This is a genomic window from [Muricauda] lutisoli (nom. illeg.) (assembly GCF_017313105.1).
GTDB classification, from domain to species: Bacteria; Bacteroidota; Bacteroidia; order Flavobacteriales; family Flavobacteriaceae; genus Flagellimonas; species Flagellimonas lutisoli.
In genome coordinates, this window is record NZ_JAFLND010000002.1 from 165,457 (window position 1) to 182,304 (window position 16,848).

Sequence of the window (16,848 nt, forward strand, 5' to 3'; positions counted from 1 at the left end):
GCTATTCTTCTTCTTTAATCGTCATCAGGCCGTAAGTTTTATGGGCCTTGAAAAAGGTAAAGTCCTTATTAAAATCCATTCCTTCACCATCCATTACGGTACCATCTTCGGGGTTGGTATATGTAAAAGCGGCTTCGGTAAAAACCCAATTGTTCTTTCTATCAAAATATAATTGGTCGGTCTCCAGCTTTTTACCGTCATGCGTTTCCACAACAACATTCCCTTGCAAATCTATCAAATTGGTCTGTGAATATACAATACCGTAATCCGCAACAATCACACTTTTCTGATTTTTTTCATCATAAAAATCAACTTGAAGCCCTTTAGGAAAAGTACGGAATTTAAATCTTTGATTATCAAAATCCTCGGATATCGGACTGGTAAGAACCGCTATTACCCTGGTATTTGCAGAGTCCTGGGTTCCCATGGCCTCCATGGTCTCGGTATAAGTCAAGGTAAAGTTTTGGGCCATACCCTGCGGAAATAAGGGTTTTACCGCTTCTTCCCCAACCCTCTCGTAGTCATCACCACAGGATATAAAAAGGATTGCCACGGTAAAAACCGTGGCAAAGCTCTTTAAAATATGTTTTGATGTGTATTTCACTACAAGTTAGGTACTGTAACACTACCGCCTACCCAACAGCTGAAGGAAATGGATTGACCAGCTTTTCCTGAGCTGAAAATCATTTCTTTGGATGGAGCCTTGGCAGCATAACTTGCTGCAGTTTGACTTGCTCTACTACTCAAAGCAGGATCTACTCTACCGGCTTTTCTTGCCATGTCGGCAGCTCTCCAGTAAATCGCTCTCTTTTCGAACGGTGTACTACCACAGGCATTGGCGCTGGTCGCATACAGGTTGGCGATCAACAAATATGCCTTACCGTTTGCAGGGTTGGCATCAATAGCTTTAAGTGCGTAACTTCTTGCCTGTGACTTGCTGCTATTTCTAACAGTAGTGGCAATTTTATAAAGGATGTCGGATTTCTTATAGGAATCAGTTTCCAACTCTACCGCTTTGTTGAAGTCAGCAAGTGCACCGTTCATATCTCCAGACTTTTGTTTAAGCACACCTCCGTACATATATGCATCGGCAGATGGGTCTAGCGCCAACTGGGCCTCGAACAATTTTCTGAACATTGGATCATCGGTACATTCTTTGGAGAACATTCTTCCTACGGCACGCTTAACCCACTTTACATCACCTTTCTTTTCCTCGAAACTCTTTTCGTACAATGGAATAAGATTGTCGCAATCTGCAAGTGCACCCAATTTGGAATCTACACTGCTTGCCACTTTACCAAAAGACTCAGAGTTTACCGTAGCAACCCTAAGGGCTCTTTTCTCTTTTGAAGTCAAGGTGCCCAAAGAATCCTTTGGAAGAAGTTTAGTTACTATATCCGTAAGTTTTTTGTTTTCTTCTTCGATTCTTCCGGTAACATCATCGTATGTTGTAAATACGTCTTGAAGGTCTTTTTTACCGGCATCGTGCAAATCCACCAAGCTAGAGAAATAAAGATATAAGGCTCTTGGGTTCTTAAAGTTGGACTGATCTTCTTGAAAAGCTGTATCCAGCAAATTGAACAACTCCTCATCAGAAGCCATTTTGTTCTCGTACATCAACAAAGCTTTGTCGATGGCAACACCTGCCTTGGTGTAATTTGTTGGGAAATACTTAAGACTGTTATCGTACAAGTCCAACAAATCTTGGATGTATGCATCCTTTTCAGCTCCTGTTGAACTTTCAACCTTCGCTTTCAAGATTCGCTCCCCATAAGAGAAATTCGCCTTGTTAATGTCCGGGCAACTTTCGTAAACCATTTTCCATGGTTCATAAGCTGCATCATAATTTTTCACCTTTACGTGTTCTGCATAAATCGACAGATTGGTCATACACTCGGGGTTCTGCGCTTGGGCCATACTTAATCCCGCCAACATGGTGACCATTATCATTGTTAAGTAGTGTCTCTTTTTCATCTTACTAATTTTAAAGCTGTTAAAGTACAAATTTTCATTAAAAAATCCTCTTGCAGGACCTTCTATGGGTGGTTATTTATCAAATTTTTAAAAAATAGGGCTATCAATTTATTTTTCTTTGTCTAAACCATCTATCATTTAACGATAAGCCTATGTTGACTTTAAAATAACTTTCCTCTATTAGGTTTGCATCGGTTGTTCCACGTCTTCCCAGTTCAAAACCTAGGTTTAGATTGGAGAAGTTCCCGCCAATCGGTAAACCTAATCCAAAAGTTATGCCAAAGTTGTTAATTTCTTTATTGTTGACCGTTAAACCGCTTACATCGTACCTAAGCCCGGCACGGTATGTAACCCGTTTAAAGTAGCTTGAAAGGGGTCGATAGTCAGGAATCCAGTACCCTCCAAAAGCATACGTGCTCGCATCGTTATAGGTCACATTCTCCAAGCCGAGGAACGTATTTTCAAAATCGCTCATTTTTTGAAAACTGTACTCTCCCCCAAGAAACCATTTTTTGTTTTCTCCAAAACCAAGACCAACCGTTGTTCTGGTCGGTATTTTCAGCTCGGTGTTCCTTAAGTTGGATGCGTCCAGGTTTACATCGACCACTTCTACATTGGCACCTGTATCCAACGAAAACGATCCCAAGCGCTGGTTGTTCTTGGAGACCAAATTACCCTGGGTATTTACCAAAACAGAGGTATAGAGCGTGTATTTATCCTTAATAATAGGATTATAGTTTAAGGCATATTTAAAATCGTATCCGTTTACCTTGGACTCCCGATTGTCCAAAGTCCCAAACTGCACCCCTTCCACACTTTGCACCCTTTCATATTCCAGCGTACCAAAATTAAAATTGGCCGTTATCCCTAGACTCAGGTATTTGATAGGTTCGAACCCTACGGAGGCATACAATCTATTGAGGCCACCTGATCCCGTATACACGTTGGTGACTTCGGAACCCTGACCATTTATAGAAGTTGCATTCAAGTTATACCCTACAGAGGAATAGGGCATAATGCCAAAACCGAAGCCTGCATTCTTTGCGATCGGGAAACCAATGGAAAGGTAATCCAAGTTGGTTTTGGAAACATTTTGCTCCTCTGTCCAGTCCTTTAATCTGTACTCTTTATGGGAAAGCCCTGCCGTATATGCTGTTAATCTAAGCTTGGAGTATGCCGCTGGATTGGTCAAATTGATATGGATACTGTCTCCATACATACTTATACCGCCCATCATTTGATTGTCCACCGAACCGTTGTCCCTGTGGTCACCTATTCCGAAGTAAGAATAGGGCGAAATGGTTCCATTTTGTGCGAACAAACCATGGGCAGTAACGCAAAAAAAAGCGATCAGAATTTTTTTAATCATTCAGTTTGTGTTGTATTCCAGTAGGCAATTAAGTCCCTCCAAGAGAAATTTGGAGTTCGCAAATATGGTGTTTTTTAGCCTTTTGGCAAAAAAATGGGAGTCTCCGCCTGTTAAAATAACTGTTAAATCTTGAAAACGGGATTGATATTGATCGATCACCCCATCCACTTCTTGGGCCACCCCGTTGATCACACCACTGTGCATGCAGGATTCCGTTGAGTTCCCGATAAAATCGAGCAGCTCCTCGGGTTCCAACAAAGGAAGCCCCGCGGTTTGGTTGTGCATGGCGTTGTACCGCATCCGAATACCGGGCGAAATGGCCCCTCCGACATACTCGCCATAATTGTTCACCATATCGTAGGTAATGCAGGTTCCGGCATCAATGACCAAGGTATTGCCCCTGGTGTTTTGGTAATAGGCCGCAGTGGCCAGGGCAATCCTATCCACCCCCAAAGTTGTAGGAGTGGCATAACTGTTTTTAAAGGGAACTTTGGATTGGCTGGTGAGCACGTGCACTTTGCAGAAAAGAGCCACTACATCCCTTTCTTTACGGTCCAGTTTACCGACCGATGATATAATGGCATGGTTGATCCGTGGATATTTCTCGAACAGTTCCTTTATCTTGGAAAGGAACAGTCCCGACTCAAAGCTGTGGTCGTAGATGATCCTTCTGTTCTCAAAAACAGCGTATTTGATCAGCGTATTCCCTATATCGATAACCAGATTCATGGTACAAAGGTCGGGAATTGGAAAAAATCAGAACCTTTTTTTCGGGTTTTTGTTTGTATATCCTAATTTTGAAATTATATTTGCACCCGCTTAATAAAGCTTGGTACCTTAGCTCAGTTGGTAGAGCAACGGACTGAAAATCCGTGTGTCCCTGGTTCGATTCCTGGAGGTACCACAAAAAAACCCGCAAACTTGGTTTGTGGGTTTTTTGTTTTACGTAAAATCAAATTAGCAGCCGGCATATTTTTATTCCGTTGTTAGCTGTTGTCCTTTTAATCTTTTGAAGATTAGAATGCCATAGTAACAATTAAACGCATAAAGCAATAAAATTACAGGCATTGCAATGGACAAAAGCTGCGTTTGTTCGCTTAAACCAAAATAAACTGTTCCTATCAAAAGTGTGGCCAAGGCAGAGAGAACGACACCAACAATTTTTACGAATTTAGATTCTTGCCAGAAGACCCCAAGCATACCAACAACCCAAATAAGATTGGAGGCAATAAAAGCCCAATTGGCCATTTCATTCAAGACTTGAAACATTTCTTCGGAGGTTACGTGTTTGTACCCACCTAGCATAAAAATGTATTCTGTGAGCATTAAAATATGTCCCACTGCAACCAGATTCCACCACTTGGATAATGATGATAAATTGAAGGACGCCCAAGCAATCCCACAAACAACCAAAGCCTCAAGACGCCATATAGTGCTGAATGAGTTGAAGTCATTCCAACTTTGATTTAACAATTCAATATTTTCACTCCATTCAGTTCCAGGTTTACCAATACCAATAAACCATACGAGCAGTATAATGAAAGCAAAAGATAATGTTGAAAAAACTAGAGGTGATTTTGTCTTCATAATGGATGGTATTAGTTTCCCAAAAGGATCTCGGCTATAATTTCGTTATTGGTTTTCTTAAAAGTAGGGAATTTAGTTCAAGGCAGAAGGGAGCAATGGATTATGGCCGGTGTTGGTATCAGTTATTAATAAAAAAATCTACCTCTTTTAAATTTATTGTTTGATTCCAAATCGATATCGCTGACCTCTGGATTTGATTTAGAATAGATTACCTTAAATTTTTTTCCGACACATCCAGAATTATTTCCATCACACTCAAAGTAAGAACTGGCTTTATTTGTCCTATATTTTTTTCCTTTGACGTAATAGATATAATAGTAAGTATAGGCGGATTTTTGATTGTGTTTAAAATCAACAACTTGTCCTGTAGTAATTATACCATCCTTTTCCAGCATATTTTTACTCCAAAAATTGTTTCCAAGCCAATAGACAATGAAAAGCCCTAAACCAATTCCGATTAGTAAGTATAATTTATTTTTTGTGCTCAATTATCTGGTTTTAATTCCCACCAACGGGGCCGTATAACCGTCAGTTTAATTACGGTTATACATTTTTGACAAACGCTTTTTCATTTAGTTGTCCGTTTATAATTCTCTTTAAGTCATTTATAGACTTGTCTTTTTGGGCATTAAATCCGTAATGGACCAGCCCAATTCCAAATCCAATCATTATTAATGGGAAAATCAATAAAATAGGATTGGCACCTTGACTTATAACTCCTATAATTCCCATGATAAGGGCAAATCCAATGAAAGTCAGCCAGAACAGCATAAATGCTATTACAAAAGTGTGAACTTTTAAATCCGCAACTAATTTAGTTCCATTTATGTTGGGTTGAATTTGTCCTTTGATTTGAGGGAGAAAAGAATTCCTTCCAGTTATTATTCGCTGTATTTCAAACCTGTCTTGTTCAAAATTTCCTTCAAATAATTCCTTTCCTTGATATTTGTTAAATCCAATTTTCAACCCTTTTTTCGGTCGGATATTTTCCGCTAATATTTTTCTTACTTCTTGATTTGAAAGAGTACTTAATATTTCAATTTTATCAGACGGAATTATCTTCATTTAATTTTTTCAAATGCAATAGAACTGTCTCGGTTATGATCTCGTTATTAGCTTTCTTAAAAGTAGGGAATTTAGTTCAAGGCAGAAGGGAACAACGAATTACAACCCAGTATTGTCAGTAGTTTTTTATTTAAGTCGAATTGACTTTACTGTTTTCTTATACTTTTCTAATAAGTCTTGCTTTCCATCTCCAAATGCTCGGCCAGTAAAAGCCAGACTCCATTCTTCTCCGTCAAGTATTACGAAATACATAATTCCCTCAACATTGTCAAAGACATATGGTGTGTCCAAAATATTAGCATTATAATTTCCGATAACCGTATTTTGGATTTGTGTAGATTTTATTTCCTCATAAGTATCATCTCCTGTTGGGTATAGGCTTATTATGAATTCTGTTCTTTCCTGCTCCGTCATTTTAGGAAGTCTTCCAATTTCTATCGTATTTGAAAGATTGTTTACTGATTCAAAATCTCCATCTTCATTAAAAGTTATTGTCCCAAATTGTGTTTTAGCATGATTGAAATCAGTAAACGACAAATCGAACTCAAAAAAATCCGATTCAAATACTTTAGGCTCTTTTTTAGTAGTTGTTTTTTCCAGTTCCGCTCCTTTATCTTCTAGTTTAGAGCGATTTTTTGAATTACATCCGAGAATAAAGAGCGTGAGTAGAAGAATTTTGAAAATAAAGGTTTTTTTCATTTAGGGTCAAAATTACTGTAACGGTTCAGTATGTGAAATGTAGGCGATTTCGAAGCACTTCAATTTCGGTTAAGTCTAAAGTTTGATACGAGCCAAAAGCCTTGATTTTATTACTCCTCCGCCTATTTTTTATATACATTGTTACCTGCTGGCTTTATTCATTCATAAAATATTTATCCAATTTGTCCAAGAATCTTTCGTCTGACATTCCTGTTCGATTAAAGAATAGTACACTACCTTTTTTCAAGTCTGGATAAACTCTTATCTCGCAATAATATCCGCCACCACCACCTGCGTGTGCAACATACTTTTTGCCGTCAAGGTCTCCTGAAAACCACGACAAACACATTCCTGTATTTTTTCCTTTATGAGTCATGTTTTCTCGAAAGAGCATTTGTTTATACTCATCTGAAAGCAAGTCGCTATTGGTTTTCAGCATTTCCTGAAGGTAGGCGATAAAAGATGTGGGAGTTCCGATAAGTCCGCCATATGATGGTCCATTTATATAAAAGCTTTTAAATGAACGCCATTTACCCTCGCTTTCTCCCATATATTTCGACTTGTTCATCAAAAAGCCAAGTATGAGATTAGAAAAAGACAGTTTTTTGTGATAGCCCTTAGCATGTCTCTTTTTGTTGACAATCTCAAAAGTCAAATCATTTGAATCGATTGGCAGCTTATTAATTATATGCTTGGTGATATAGTCTTCATATGTTTCTCCTGATACATCTTCAATTAGTTCTCCCAAAACAACATAGCCCAAATTCGAATAAGAAAATTTTGCGTTGGGTTCAGACCTTGTCTTATTATTCTTTTCCAAAATAGATTTGAAGAAAGTGTGCCTGTCAAATGTTTTGTGCTCTGTGTCTAAATGGATCCAATTGAGTGGTATCGGATTTGGTAATCCACCTGTGTGATTTAGAAGTTGTTTTACGGTAATTTCTTCTCCATAAATAAAATCGGAAAGGTATTGGCTAACGGCCGAATTTATGTCAATTTCACCATTTTCAGCTAACTGCAAAACTGCCAAGGCTGTAAAAGTTTTAGTAACGGAAAAAGCGTTGTATGTTGTTGATGAATCGACTTTAATTTCTTTAGAAATGTCAGATAAACCAACTTGAAATGATTTTATGACACTGTCTTTGTCAAAAAAGTAGTATTGGGCAGAAGGCGTCTTGCCACTTTCTACTTGGTCGGTTAATATCTTATCAATTTCATTTAAATCCATCGGTATCTGGGAATGGCAAGAATTTAATACTGTTCTTATTGTTAATAATGTCGCTATCGTTTTGATAGCTTGCAGGTAACGGTCTCGGTTATGATCTCGTTTTTTGTTTTCTTAAAAGTCTTAAAAGTAGGGAATTTAGTTCAAGGCAGGAGGAACAATGAATTATAGCTCTTCCTGTGCAACGTTTTTAGTTTCTTTTTGTTTGCTAGTTAGCCTAAATTTATTTGACTCAATATTAAATGCTCCATGAAGGCTATCGTTCATTCTCTTATTGTAAAAAAAGTAAAATAGAATTTCCTTTCTCCCATCGTCCCATTTAAAGCTTTTCACTTCACGGTCTGTAATTTTTGTTAAGTTCTCCCCGTCTATGTCCGAAATATAAAAAAAGTGTTTTTCGAGATTATATATTTTCCCAAGTACATTCGGTTCATCCGGTGTTAAGCTATATATGATTTTTTTGGCTTTCGATTCTTCATTTCTGGGAATAACATTCATATACTTAATGGAGCCATTTTTGGATAGTAGCTTATTGATAATTTTACAGTCCTTGTCCAGAAATAAAATATTACTGGTATACTTAACAACCATGTTTGAGCTGGGTATTTGATAGGTTCGCTCTAAATCAACATAGTCCAAGTTTCCAACCATCGGAATATAAAAGAGGTCCGAATTTGGAATTCTAATAGGCTCATATAATTTTCCAGTCCATATTGTCGGTGGAGTTCTTTTGTACCTATAACTCGATTTACTCACTTTAGTTTTCCTTGGACTGTCTTTTTTAGAAATTATTGAGGAAATCAAAAAGGCGATTATTATTATTCCAAAAAATGTTGATAAAACCACCAATTCCATGCGTTTTTCAGACTTTGATTTCTTTTTGAATTTATCAATGGCATTTCTTACTTGAAACTCCGAAAACTCTTTGAATTTTGGTTTGTCCTTTGGGCTTAATTCTGTGTATAGCGTTTCTCTATTATTTCCCTTGAATTTTGGGCGTTTTGAAGGTCGCAAATTCCGATTTTGCTTCATGCGATTATTCATGTCCTGAATACTGCTCATTGGAATTTGTTTATGGTTTTAGAGAAGCTTTAATGAGTTTTAATTATTGCACAACTTGTTTATATAGATGTAAAATACATCTCTACACACCCAAAATAGGAATAAAACCGATAATTGGTGTTGTTTTTTACTTCACTAAATTAGATAAGATGATGGCATGCTATTCATCAAAACCTTCAGCAAAAAATTCTGTGATAGTTAAATTAAAATATGCGGAGATTCTTTTGATGGTACTGAATTTCGGGTCCCATTTACCAGTTTCTATTCGTCCAAAATGGATTCCCGTGTCATTGTATGCATCTTCTTGGGTAAGATTTCGGGTTTCTCTCAACCCCTTAATCCGGCGGGCTAAGTCCTTCAAAAAATCAACATTTTGGTCGTCTTTGTCCATCATACGATAGCAATGTCAAAATTTTGAATGTCGAAATTAATGACGTAAACGTCATTTTATGTAATTTTGAAGAATCCCGTTCATTAAAATCACGTACTATGCCACCCATTCCCGTATTATCCACTTTTACCGACTTTCTAAACCAAAGCTCCCCTGCACCCCTGCAGATCACCTTTGCAAACCTTAGCATCCGTAACCACCAAAACGGGCAGTTCCTTAACCAAGTGCAGCGGCAGCATGGCCGTATCGCCCTCCATAAAACCCTACACCAAGGCGTAGCGGAACTCACGGTGTTGGACCATCTGGTGTTCAGTTTTTCCTTTCAATTCCGAATGCCCCATGTTGGGGAGTGCCAACATATTAGCATGCGGTCCCTGCCCCGGCCCTTGAGCCATGGCAAACTGTACGTGGATGGGGAGCAATTGCAGCTATCCTTTACCATAGATGCCCCGGACCCCTTACATTGTGTAGCGGTAACCCATGTGTACCAGGAAATTTGTAAACTGGAACAGTGTTGAACGCCCTTTGGTGGGGAATTTGTTGGGCAGATAGGTAATTGTTACCCTACAACCTCAGCGCTTTTTTTGCTGTTCTTGAATTCACTCGGGCTCAAGCCGTATTTCTCCTTAAAGATCTTGGAAAAGTAGCTCCTACTGGTAAAACCAATGGAATAGACCACTTCGGAAATGTTCATTTCGGTAGTGGCAATGTAATCGCGGGCAAGTTCCAACCTTGCATGGCGTATGTACTCGGTAACCGTTTTGTTGTAAAGCAGTTTAAACCCTTCTTGCAGCTTTGCTTGGGTAAGGCCGGTTTCGGCAGAAATGTCTTCCAAAGAAAAGTCCTTTGCAATGTTCTTCTCTATTTTTTTGGCATAGCTACGGATCTTCTTCAATTCCCTTTTCAGCAAACTGGTCTGGGGCCTTTTGTTCTGCACCTCCTTGTTATGCTGGATCATGTGCATGGACAGGATCTGGTACACATACCCCTCGATCATCATAATACGGACCATTCCCTTTGCCTTGATCTTTTTTATTTCTCCCATTACCTCGGCAATCTTAAGGTTGTACGATCCATAATAGGCAAATACCTTTTCGTGATCGGTATCCAAAAACACCTTGTAGAGCTGTTTGTTGAGTTCCTCCCCTTGGTTCAACCTTTTGCGCAAAAAGGGTTTCCTGCGCACCTGTATCACCGTCTGACTTATTTTTATGTCCTTGGGAAAGTATCTGTCCGTTATCCCGCCATCGCGATTGGTCAGGATCACCGATTGGAACTGCTCCATGATCTTAATATCGTCTTCCGGCTGGTACCCGAACTTATGTCCGCAATACCCTTCCAAACAGTAATAAAAGCTAATGGGGTTAAAGTCCGAAGTATCCACCTCAATCAGTACCTCATCAAAAAAAGTGATGTCGAGTTCCAATAAACTCACACCCCAGTCAAAAGTGATAAAACGGATACTTCCGTTTGCCTTATCGTTGGAAACATTTAAGGAATGCTGTCCCCATCTTTCAGTTATTTCGCCTCCAATGGCATTCTTGATCTGCTCAACCGATTCTGCGGTATCGTGGGCGTCTACTTTAATTTTTATCATTAAAAAGTCTTCCTACTTTTTGTTCAATCATTGGTCTTAACCCATAAAGATAGGCTTTGTTGGCAAGTGCACAACCATAGGGACGCACCTTTATCATAGTTTTAATAAAAAAATGAATAGCAACACAATTAAATTGGTTTGAGTCAATGTTTTTTGATGGTTTACCCTTACTTGTCTCTTAGATGCAAGAAGATTATGATTTACAAACTTTCAAATGAGGCAGGGAAAGAAGCGATAGAAAAAGAGTTTGGAATTCCCTTCAGATATCCGAATTTATACCGGCCAAACCCTATCATCAATGGTTTCCACGAAATCAACCTAAGTGTGGTGCCCATGGAAAAACCCAATGAGATAACTTTTGCCATTTGGGGGCTCATGCCACAGGATTTTAAAGAGGATTGGCATAATTTCCAGGATAATGCAAACACCTTGAACGTGCAGTTGGAGGAACTGGAAAACGTAGCCTGGATGCAGGAATCCTTCAAAAAACGACGTTGTTTGATTATTGTGACCGGTTTTTACACGCATCTGCTGGAAAACGGCAATACCTACAGCTACCATATTTACCGACCCTCCGAAAAACCATTTTATTTGGCAGGCACCTACAATATGTTACATGATGGTTTTTTGTGCACCGCGGTAATGGTGACCAAAACCGACCCATTTGTTTCCAGTTACCACAACATTAGCAATTTGGCCCCGGTCATAGTTTCCAAAGAACAGGCTGCAACATGGTTGAACCAGAACGCCACTACGGATGAGCTGAAACAAATTGTCCGAGACCCGCATAAAATCGCTTTGGAAGCCGAGCGTTTGGACAACCGATTCTTTCTGAAAAATTTGGCCCCGAGCCAGCAAATTGAATCCTTGCTAATGGAGTCTCAACAGTAAAAAACAGGCAGCCAAACAGTCTAATCTGAGAACTTTACACCCTTTTAATCACACATATCCGCTATTGAGTCAACATAAAACGGAATAGCGGCAAGCTAACATAGACCTATAAAATATATTTGTAATGTACTGATTAAGAGATATTCAGGCATTAACACTAAACACTATCATTATGTTACGTTGGACAGTCATCTTTATTATTTTGGCCATTATCGCCGGTATTTTCGGCTTTGGTGGAATTGCTGCAGGAGCGGCAAGCATAGCCAAAATCCTATTCTTCATTTTTATTGTATTGTTTATCATTTCGTTGATAACAGGAAGAAAAAAATTATAGAACACACACACTAAAAAAAATCATTAACCTTAAATCAGAAACTACATGAAAAAGTCGATACGAATATTTACATTGCTCTTGGCAACGGTACTTACCTTAAGTATTGCCAGTTGCAGGGAAACCAAAGAAGATAAGGCCGAAGAGGCCATAGAAGACGTAAAAGATGGGGTCGAGGATGCCGCCGACGACCTTGAAGATGCCGCAGAAGATGTTGGGGACGAAATGGAAGATGCTGCTGAAGACGTGGAAGACGAAATCGAGGATGCTACCGATTCCTAACCAATTTCTCAACTGACAAATCATAACTCTGGCCAATTGTTGCCAGAGTTTTTTTGTTTGCGTTCATCGCTATTTTTACTAAAGGACGGATATACCGATATTCGTTCATACCTTAGAGAACAGAAACACAACCATTTTTTTGAAGACCTTTTTAACCATCCTGTACATTGCAACTTCCGTTTGGGCGATCGGAGCCATTATTTATCACGGAAGACGGCCCTCGCGTTCCATTAGTTGGGCTTTGGCCATCATTATCCTGCCGTTTTTAGGGGCCATACTCTACTATCTTTTTGGCATGAACCGCAGAAAGTTCAAGTTCTATAACACCAAGGAATTTGAAAAAAGGAACAAATTCGCCCAGCCTAACATTTCCGAGCAAGAAGGGTTTTTAGCGCATTTTGATGATGATATCCGAAAGGAGAGGCTCAACCGATTAATACAGGCCAGTTCCGATACCACTGCAAAATCCAGCAATAATGTATCGGTCTTACAAGATGGCGGGGAAACCTTCAACGTCTTGTTCAAGGCCATGGAGGAGGCCCAAAAATTTATCCATGTGCAATACTATATTTTGGAGAGGGGCACGCTCTTGGATAAAATGCTGGACCTTTTTGAAAGAAAAATCAAAGAGGGTGTGGAAATCAGAATTATTTACGACTCGCTCGGCAGCTATAAATTACGGGGCCGCCCCAGAAAACAATTTCAGGATATCGGGGTGAAAATATATCCCATTATGCCCATTCGGTTAAGGAACCTGTTGTTCTCCCTTAATTTTAGAAACCACCGAAAAATTGTGATCATTGACAATACCGTGGCTTTTACCGGAGGGGTCAATGTTTCCGACAAATACATAAAACGGGAAAACGGACTGGGCAAATGGAAAGACGTCCATTTAAAATTGGAAGGCCCCATTGTAAACGATCTGCACCTTGTTTTTTTAAAGGATTACTTTTTTGCGAGCAACAAAGCTGATTTTCATATCTCCAACTATGTTGCTGCACAACAAGCAGCTGGCCATGTCAATGCCCAAGTGGTCGCTGGCGGACCGGATTCCAAGTACCCAACCATTATGCAACAATACATAAGCATGATGAACCAAGCGAAACGTTCCATATGCATAGCCAACCCCTATTTTGTTCCCGGTGAAGCGTTTTTACAGAACTTAAAAATCATCGCGCTCGAAGGTGTGGAAATCACCCTTCTGGTTCCCAAAAAATCGGATTCCCAGGCAGCCAAATTTGCCATGTTTTCCCATTTTGAAGAATTGCTGAAGGTAGGGGTGAAAATTTATTTACGGAACGACTTCTCCCACAGCAAAATAATGATCGTGGATGATGACTTGGTCTCCATTGGCTCCGGCAACTTCGACATTCGCAGCTTTGAACTCAACTATGAGACCAATATTCTACTGTACAACAAAGAAATCAATCGGGAAATGACGGAAGAGTTCAAAAAAATCTGTGAAAAAGCCAGCCCAGTTACCTTGGAACGGTTCCTGAACAGAACCCTTTGGCAAAAATTCCTTGAAGGGCTCTTCAAATTTTTCAAGCCCCTGATATAGTTTCCCCAATAACGGTCTGCATCAATCATTAACTGATTTGAGGCAAGTCAATATCGGGTCCCGATTAACTTTGTACCAAAATAAAACAATCATGAAAAATCTATTTTTAATTCTATTTTTAATCGGAGCAACCACCATGAGTGCCCAGAGCATATCTAAAAATGCATTGGGTATCAGAGTGGGCGATAATGACGGATTTGGAGGTGAAATCTCTTATCAACGTTATCTGCACGAAAACAATAGACTGGAATTCGACCTTGGTTGGAGGGATTCCAACAATGTGGAAGCCTTTAAACTAGTGGGTCTGTACCAATGGGTAATGCCAATTGACGAAGGATTTAACTGGTATGTCGGTGCCGGTGGTGGATTGGGATCTTTTGACGCCGGAGAAGTTGATGGCACCTTTGCTCTAGTAGCAGGTGACATAGGTATTGAGTACGATTTTGATTTTCCATTATTGGTTTCGCTTGATATGAGGCCCGAGATCGGTTTTAACGACACTTACTCGGACGACCTGGATTTGGATATCGCTCTTGGACTACGGTACCAGTTCTAAACATAGTATAATCATATTAAAAAGGGCAAATTATGATTTGCCCTTTTCTAACCCTTAAATTTTGAGAAGAAAACTAAAACTACTTTTTCCGGCCATCATAGCTGTATTTTTAGTTGTCCATATTTTGAAAGAACCCAAAACTACAATACCAAAAAGCATAAAAGAAGAGGTGGAGATTGCCCTCGGGCATTTTTCCGAACTCGAGGGGATTCCCATAGCATTCAAGTTCAAAAAGAACATCAAAAAATCGGTGATGCAGGCACAGCCAACCTGGAGCGGACTTCTAAAGCCCAGGAGCAAAAGAAGCTACGTGATTTTGATCAGTGAAAAGTTCAAGATTTCCGGAGCGGAATTTAAAACAGTGGATGTGCCGCGGGATGTGCTGATCGGTTGGATAGGACATGAGCTTGGCCATGTGATGGATTATCAAGAACGTGGCAATCTCAACCTCATAGGTTTTGGCATCCGATATTTACTCTTAAAGGAATTCGTAAAAAAAGCCGAACGGGCGGCCGACTCTTTTGCGGTATCGCGTGGCATGTCCGAATATATCCTAAAAACAAAACGGTTTATCCTAAACCATTCCGAAATCGACGATGTTTACAAAGCCCGTATAAAACAGTATTACCTCTCCCCAGACGAAATTATGGAAATGGTGGAGCAACAGGATTCCATCAGGGACAATAATTTATTATGATTTTTGGGCAACAAATGCTTCCCATTCCTCGAAGCGTTCTTCACCCATAACCCGTTCCATTTTAACCTGCCCGCCTTTTTTCTTGTTGGCCCCGTTCCAATCGGCAAACACCTGTTGGGGCACAAAATTAACCTTTACCCCTTCCAAAGCTTTGCTTCGGGCCACTTTGTAGTTTTTATTGGCTTCTTTTAAATAATCGTCCAGAACATTTGCGGTTTTTTCTTCATCCAATGGGTTGTCGGAACCCAAATACCAAGTGTGGTAGAACCCATCGTCAAAGCGCTTGGCGCAAAGAGTGTATTCCGGTACTTTTATGTTCAATTCTTCCTCCAAATGCTTTACGGCATCGTTCAGCTTGTTTACCGAAAGCTGGGAACCAACGGTATTCAAGAAAAACTTGGTGCGTCCCGTAATTTTGATTTCAGCCCGTTCCACATCGGTAAAGGCAATGGTATCCCCGATAATGTATCTCCAAGCTCCGGACACTGTTGAAATGATCAGCACGTAATCCACGTCTTTTTCGACCTCATCCAAGGTTATGGAGGGTGCATCATCCGTCAACGAACCGTCTTGGTTGACGTATTGTGGTTCAAACGGCACAAACTCAAAGTAAATACCATTGTCCGTAATCAGTTTCATTGCGGTGGTCTCCGGCCTGTTTTGGCAGGCAAAGAACCCTTCTGATGCCAAATAGGTATCAATAATCTGAATGGGATGGTCCAACAGTGCATTGAAACTTTTCTCGTACGGGTCAAATGCAACCCCGCCGGAAGTATAGGCTTGCAAATTGGGCCATATCTCATGGATGTTGTCCACATCATGATAGTCTATCACCTTTTTAAGCATGAGTTCCATCCACGATGGAATGCCACTCAAAGCCCCAATATCCCAGTTTTTGGCATTTTTTGCGATGGACAGTACACGCTCGTCCCAATCATCGATTTTAGCTATTTGATCTCCGGGCTTATAATACTTTTTAAACCAAAATGGAATATTGCTGGCACTGATCCCACTAATCTCGCCTTCCTTTTTCCCATCACGTTCCTGAAGATTTGTGGAACTGCCCAGCATCATAATCTCTTTTTCAAAAAAATCGGCAGGCATATCAAAATTACCCATGGCAAATACCTGCTGTCTACCGGCCCTTGTGATGGAATCAAGCATATCCTTGGTCACGGGAATCCTTTTGGATTTTTTCCCCGTAGTTCCCGAAGAGAGTGCAAAAAAATCGGGGCTACCGGGCCAGGCAACGTCGGGTTCGCCCTCTATGGTCTTACTCCACCATTCTTCGGTGATTTTTTTATAATCGTGATAGGGTATACCCTCGGAAAATGCCTCTTGAAGATTGTCGGATTTTAGGATGGAAGCAAAATCGTAGTGTTCTCCAAACTTTGTATCCTTGGCCTTTTCCAACAGTTCCTTCAGGACTTTTTTTTGCTCTTCAACAGGGCTTGTATCTTTGCTCAAGGCCTCTCTGGCCTCAATCACCCCTTTTATGATATTTCCAATAATTGCCATACTGAGTAACTTATTTTTATAAAATTACTCATATCCTACCTGT

20 protein-coding genes and 1 tRNA gene are annotated in these 16,848 nt (G+C 39.9%); 8 read left to right on the forward strand and 13 right to left on the reverse strand.

Going from position 1 to position 16,848, the window contains the following annotated elements:
• Position 1: 1 nt before the first annotated feature.
• From lptC to J0X13_RS08075, 4 genes are all read right to left on the reverse strand, one after another.
• Positions 2-604 (reverse strand): LPS export ABC transporter periplasmic protein LptC, encoded by a 603-nt coding sequence (lptC, locus tag J0X13_RS08060; protein WP_207070947.1) that lies wholly within the window; start codon positions 602-604, stop codon positions 2-4.
• Complete coding sequence (locus J0X13_RS08065) at positions 604-1,974, reverse strand: tetratricopeptide repeat protein (protein ID WP_207070948.1); 1,371 nt, start codon at positions 1,972-1,974, stop codon at positions 604-606. Before J0X13_RS08065 ends, lptC begins: the two co-directional genes overlap by 1 nt.
• 103 nt (positions 1,975-2,077) lie before the next feature.
• Positions 2,078-3,343, reverse strand: a complete 1,266-nt coding sequence (bamG, locus tag J0X13_RS08070; protein ID WP_207070949.1) for a BamG family beta-barrel-assembly machinery protein — start codon at positions 3,341-3,343, stop codon at positions 2,078-2,080.
• Positions 3,344-4,072 (reverse strand): type III pantothenate kinase, encoded by a 729-nt coding sequence (locus tag J0X13_RS08075; protein WP_207070950.1) that lies wholly within the window; start codon positions 4,070-4,072, stop codon positions 3,344-3,346. It abuts the gene before it with no gap.
• A gap of 102 nt (positions 4,073-4,174) precedes the next feature.
• On the opposite strand from J0X13_RS08075, the gene J0X13_RS08080 reads away from it, so the two are divergent.
• Positions 4,175-4,247, forward strand: a tRNA-Phe gene (locus J0X13_RS08080).
• Positions 4,248-4,318: 71 nt separating this feature from the next.
• On the opposite strand, the gene J0X13_RS08085 is transcribed toward J0X13_RS08080, so the two are convergent.
• From J0X13_RS08085 to J0X13_RS08115, 7 genes are all read right to left on the reverse strand, one after another.
• Positions 4,319-4,930 carry a hypothetical protein gene (locus J0X13_RS08085; RefSeq protein ID WP_207070951.1) on the reverse strand — a complete coding sequence of 204 codons (612 nt, stop codon included), beginning with the start codon at positions 4,928-4,930 and terminating at the stop codon, positions 4,319-4,321.
• A gap of 125 nt (positions 4,931-5,055) precedes the next feature.
• Positions 5,056-5,418 (reverse strand): DUF3592 domain-containing protein, encoded by a 363-nt coding sequence (locus J0X13_RS08090; RefSeq protein ID WP_207070952.1) that lies wholly within the window; start codon positions 5,416-5,418, stop codon positions 5,056-5,058.
• A gap of 55 nt (positions 5,419-5,473) precedes the next feature.
• On the reverse strand, positions 5,474-5,995 hold the full coding sequence (locus tag J0X13_RS08095; RefSeq protein ID WP_207070953.1) for a hypothetical protein: 522 nt from the start codon (positions 5,993-5,995) through the stop codon (positions 5,474-5,476).
• A gap of 126 nt (positions 5,996-6,121) precedes the next feature.
• On the reverse strand, positions 6,122-6,694 hold the full coding sequence (locus tag J0X13_RS08100; protein WP_207070954.1) for a hypothetical protein: 573 nt from the start codon (positions 6,692-6,694) through the stop codon (positions 6,122-6,124).
• A 154-nt stretch (positions 6,695-6,848) separates the two neighbouring features.
• Positions 6,849-7,922, reverse strand: coding sequence for a serine hydrolase domain-containing protein (locus tag J0X13_RS08105; RefSeq protein WP_207070955.1), 1,074 nt, complete (start codon positions 7,920-7,922; stop codon positions 6,849-6,851).
• Between the two features lie 162 nt (positions 7,923-8,084).
• Positions 8,085-8,981 (reverse strand): hypothetical protein, encoded by an 897-nt coding sequence (locus J0X13_RS08110; protein ID WP_207070956.1) that lies wholly within the window; start codon positions 8,979-8,981, stop codon positions 8,085-8,087.
• A 160-nt stretch (positions 8,982-9,141) separates the two neighbouring features.
• A complete protein-coding gene (locus tag J0X13_RS08115) occupies positions 9,142-9,375 on the reverse strand; it encodes a helix-turn-helix domain-containing protein (protein ID WP_207070957.1) in 234 nt (77 codons plus the stop codon).
• A 95-nt stretch (positions 9,376-9,470) separates the two neighbouring features.
• Between J0X13_RS08115 and J0X13_RS08120 the strand changes: the two genes are divergently transcribed.
• Positions 9,471-9,890: a hypothetical protein gene (locus J0X13_RS08120; protein WP_207070958.1), complete on the forward strand. Its 420-nt coding sequence runs from the start codon at positions 9,471-9,473 to the stop codon at positions 9,888-9,890.
• 41 nt (positions 9,891-9,931) lie between these two features.
• On the opposite strand, the gene J0X13_RS08125 is transcribed toward J0X13_RS08120, so the two are convergent.
• A complete protein-coding gene (locus J0X13_RS08125) occupies positions 9,932-10,969 on the reverse strand; it encodes a helix-turn-helix domain-containing protein (protein ID WP_207070959.1) in 1,038 nt (345 codons plus the stop codon).
• Between the two features lie 195 nt (positions 10,970-11,164).
• On the opposite strand from J0X13_RS08125, the gene J0X13_RS08130 reads away from it, so the two are divergent.
• The 6 genes from J0X13_RS08130 to J0X13_RS08155 all read left to right on the forward strand — a co-directional run bounded on the left by J0X13_RS08130 (position 11,165) and on the right by J0X13_RS08155 (position 15,287).
• A complete protein-coding gene (locus tag J0X13_RS08130; RefSeq protein WP_207070960.1) occupies positions 11,165-11,860 on the forward strand; it encodes an SOS response-associated peptidase in 696 nt (231 codons plus the stop codon).
• A 172-nt stretch (positions 11,861-12,032) separates the two neighbouring features.
• Entirely contained in the window at positions 12,033-12,194 is a 162-nt protein-coding gene (locus J0X13_RS08135; protein ID WP_207070961.1) for a DUF1328 family protein, read from the forward strand.
• A 45-nt stretch (positions 12,195-12,239) separates the two neighbouring features.
• Positions 12,240-12,473 (forward strand): hypothetical protein, encoded by a 234-nt coding sequence (locus tag J0X13_RS08140; RefSeq protein ID WP_207070962.1) that lies wholly within the window; start codon positions 12,240-12,242, stop codon positions 12,471-12,473.
• A gap of 139 nt (positions 12,474-12,612) precedes the next feature.
• Positions 12,613-14,034 carry a cardiolipin synthase gene (gene cls, locus J0X13_RS08145; RefSeq protein ID WP_207070963.1) on the forward strand — a complete coding sequence of 474 codons (1,422 nt, stop codon included), beginning with the start codon at positions 12,613-12,615 and terminating at the stop codon, positions 14,032-14,034.
• Positions 14,035-14,125: 91 nt separating this feature from the next.
• Positions 14,126-14,590 (forward strand): hypothetical protein, encoded by a 465-nt coding sequence (locus J0X13_RS08150; RefSeq protein WP_207070964.1) that lies wholly within the window; start codon positions 14,126-14,128, stop codon positions 14,588-14,590.
• Between the two features lie 61 nt (positions 14,591-14,651).
• Complete coding sequence (locus tag J0X13_RS08155; RefSeq protein ID WP_242535677.1) at positions 14,652-15,287, forward strand: hypothetical protein; 636 nt, start codon at positions 14,652-14,654, stop codon at positions 15,285-15,287.
• Here J0X13_RS08155 and J0X13_RS08160 read toward each other — a convergent pair.
• Positions 15,282-16,805 carry a GH3 family acyl-acid amido synthetase gene (locus J0X13_RS08160; protein ID WP_207070965.1) on the reverse strand — a complete coding sequence of 508 codons (1,524 nt, stop codon included), beginning with the start codon at positions 16,803-16,805 and terminating at the stop codon, positions 15,282-15,284. The two genes, J0X13_RS08155 and J0X13_RS08160, sit on opposite strands and share 6 nt — an antisense overlap.
• Positions 16,806-16,848 lie beyond the last annotated feature (43 nt).

Coding starts and splice junctions, on each gene's coding strand:
- J0X13_RS08065 (WP_207070948.1), bottom strand. CDS start 1,974: ATGAAAAAGAGACACTACTTAACAATGATAATGGTCACCATGTTGGCG.
- bamG (WP_207070949.1), bottom strand. CDS start 3,343: ATGATTAAAAAAATTCTGATCGCTTTTTTTTGCGTTACTGCCCATGGT.
- J0X13_RS08075 (WP_207070950.1), bottom strand. CDS start 4,072: ATGAATCTGGTTATCGATATAGGGAATACGCTGATCAAATACGCTGTT.
- J0X13_RS08085 (WP_207070951.1), bottom strand. CDS start 4,930: ATGAAGACAAAATCACCTCTAGTTTTTTCAACATTATCTTTTGCTTTC.
- J0X13_RS08095 (WP_207070953.1), bottom strand. CDS start 5,995: ATGAAGATAATTCCGTCTGATAAAATTGAAATATTAAGTACTCTTTCA.
- J0X13_RS08100 (WP_207070954.1), bottom strand. CDS start 6,694: ATGAAAAAAACCTTTATTTTCAAAATTCTTCTACTCACGCTCTTTATT.
- J0X13_RS08105 (WP_207070955.1), bottom strand. CDS start 7,922: ATGGATTTAAATGAAATTGATAAGATATTAACCGACCAAGTAGAAAGT.
- J0X13_RS08110 (WP_207070956.1), bottom strand. CDS start 8,981: ATGAGCAGTATTCAGGACATGAATAATCGCATGAAGCAAAATCGGAAT.
- J0X13_RS08115 (WP_207070957.1), bottom strand. CDS start 9,375: ATGATGGACAAAGACGACCAAAATGTTGATTTTTTGAAGGACTTAGCC.
- J0X13_RS08120 (WP_207070958.1), top strand. CDS start 9,471: ATGCCACCCATTCCCGTATTATCCACTTTTACCGACTTTCTAAACCAA.
- J0X13_RS08125 (WP_207070959.1), bottom strand. CDS start 10,969: ATGATAAAAATTAAAGTAGACGCCCACGATACCGCAGAATCGGTTGAG.
- J0X13_RS08130 (WP_207070960.1), top strand. CDS start 11,165: ATGATTTACAAACTTTCAAATGAGGCAGGGAAAGAAGCGATAGAAAAA.
- J0X13_RS08135 (WP_207070961.1), top strand. CDS start 12,033: ATGTTACGTTGGACAGTCATCTTTATTATTTTGGCCATTATCGCCGGT.
- J0X13_RS08140 (WP_207070962.1), top strand. CDS start 12,240: ATGAAAAAGTCGATACGAATATTTACATTGCTCTTGGCAACGGTACTT.
- J0X13_RS08150 (WP_207070964.1), top strand. CDS start 14,126: ATGAAAAATCTATTTTTAATTCTATTTTTAATCGGAGCAACCACCATG.
- J0X13_RS08160 (WP_207070965.1), bottom strand. CDS start 16,805: ATGGCAATTATTGGAAATATCATAAAAGGGGTGATTGAGGCCAGAGAG.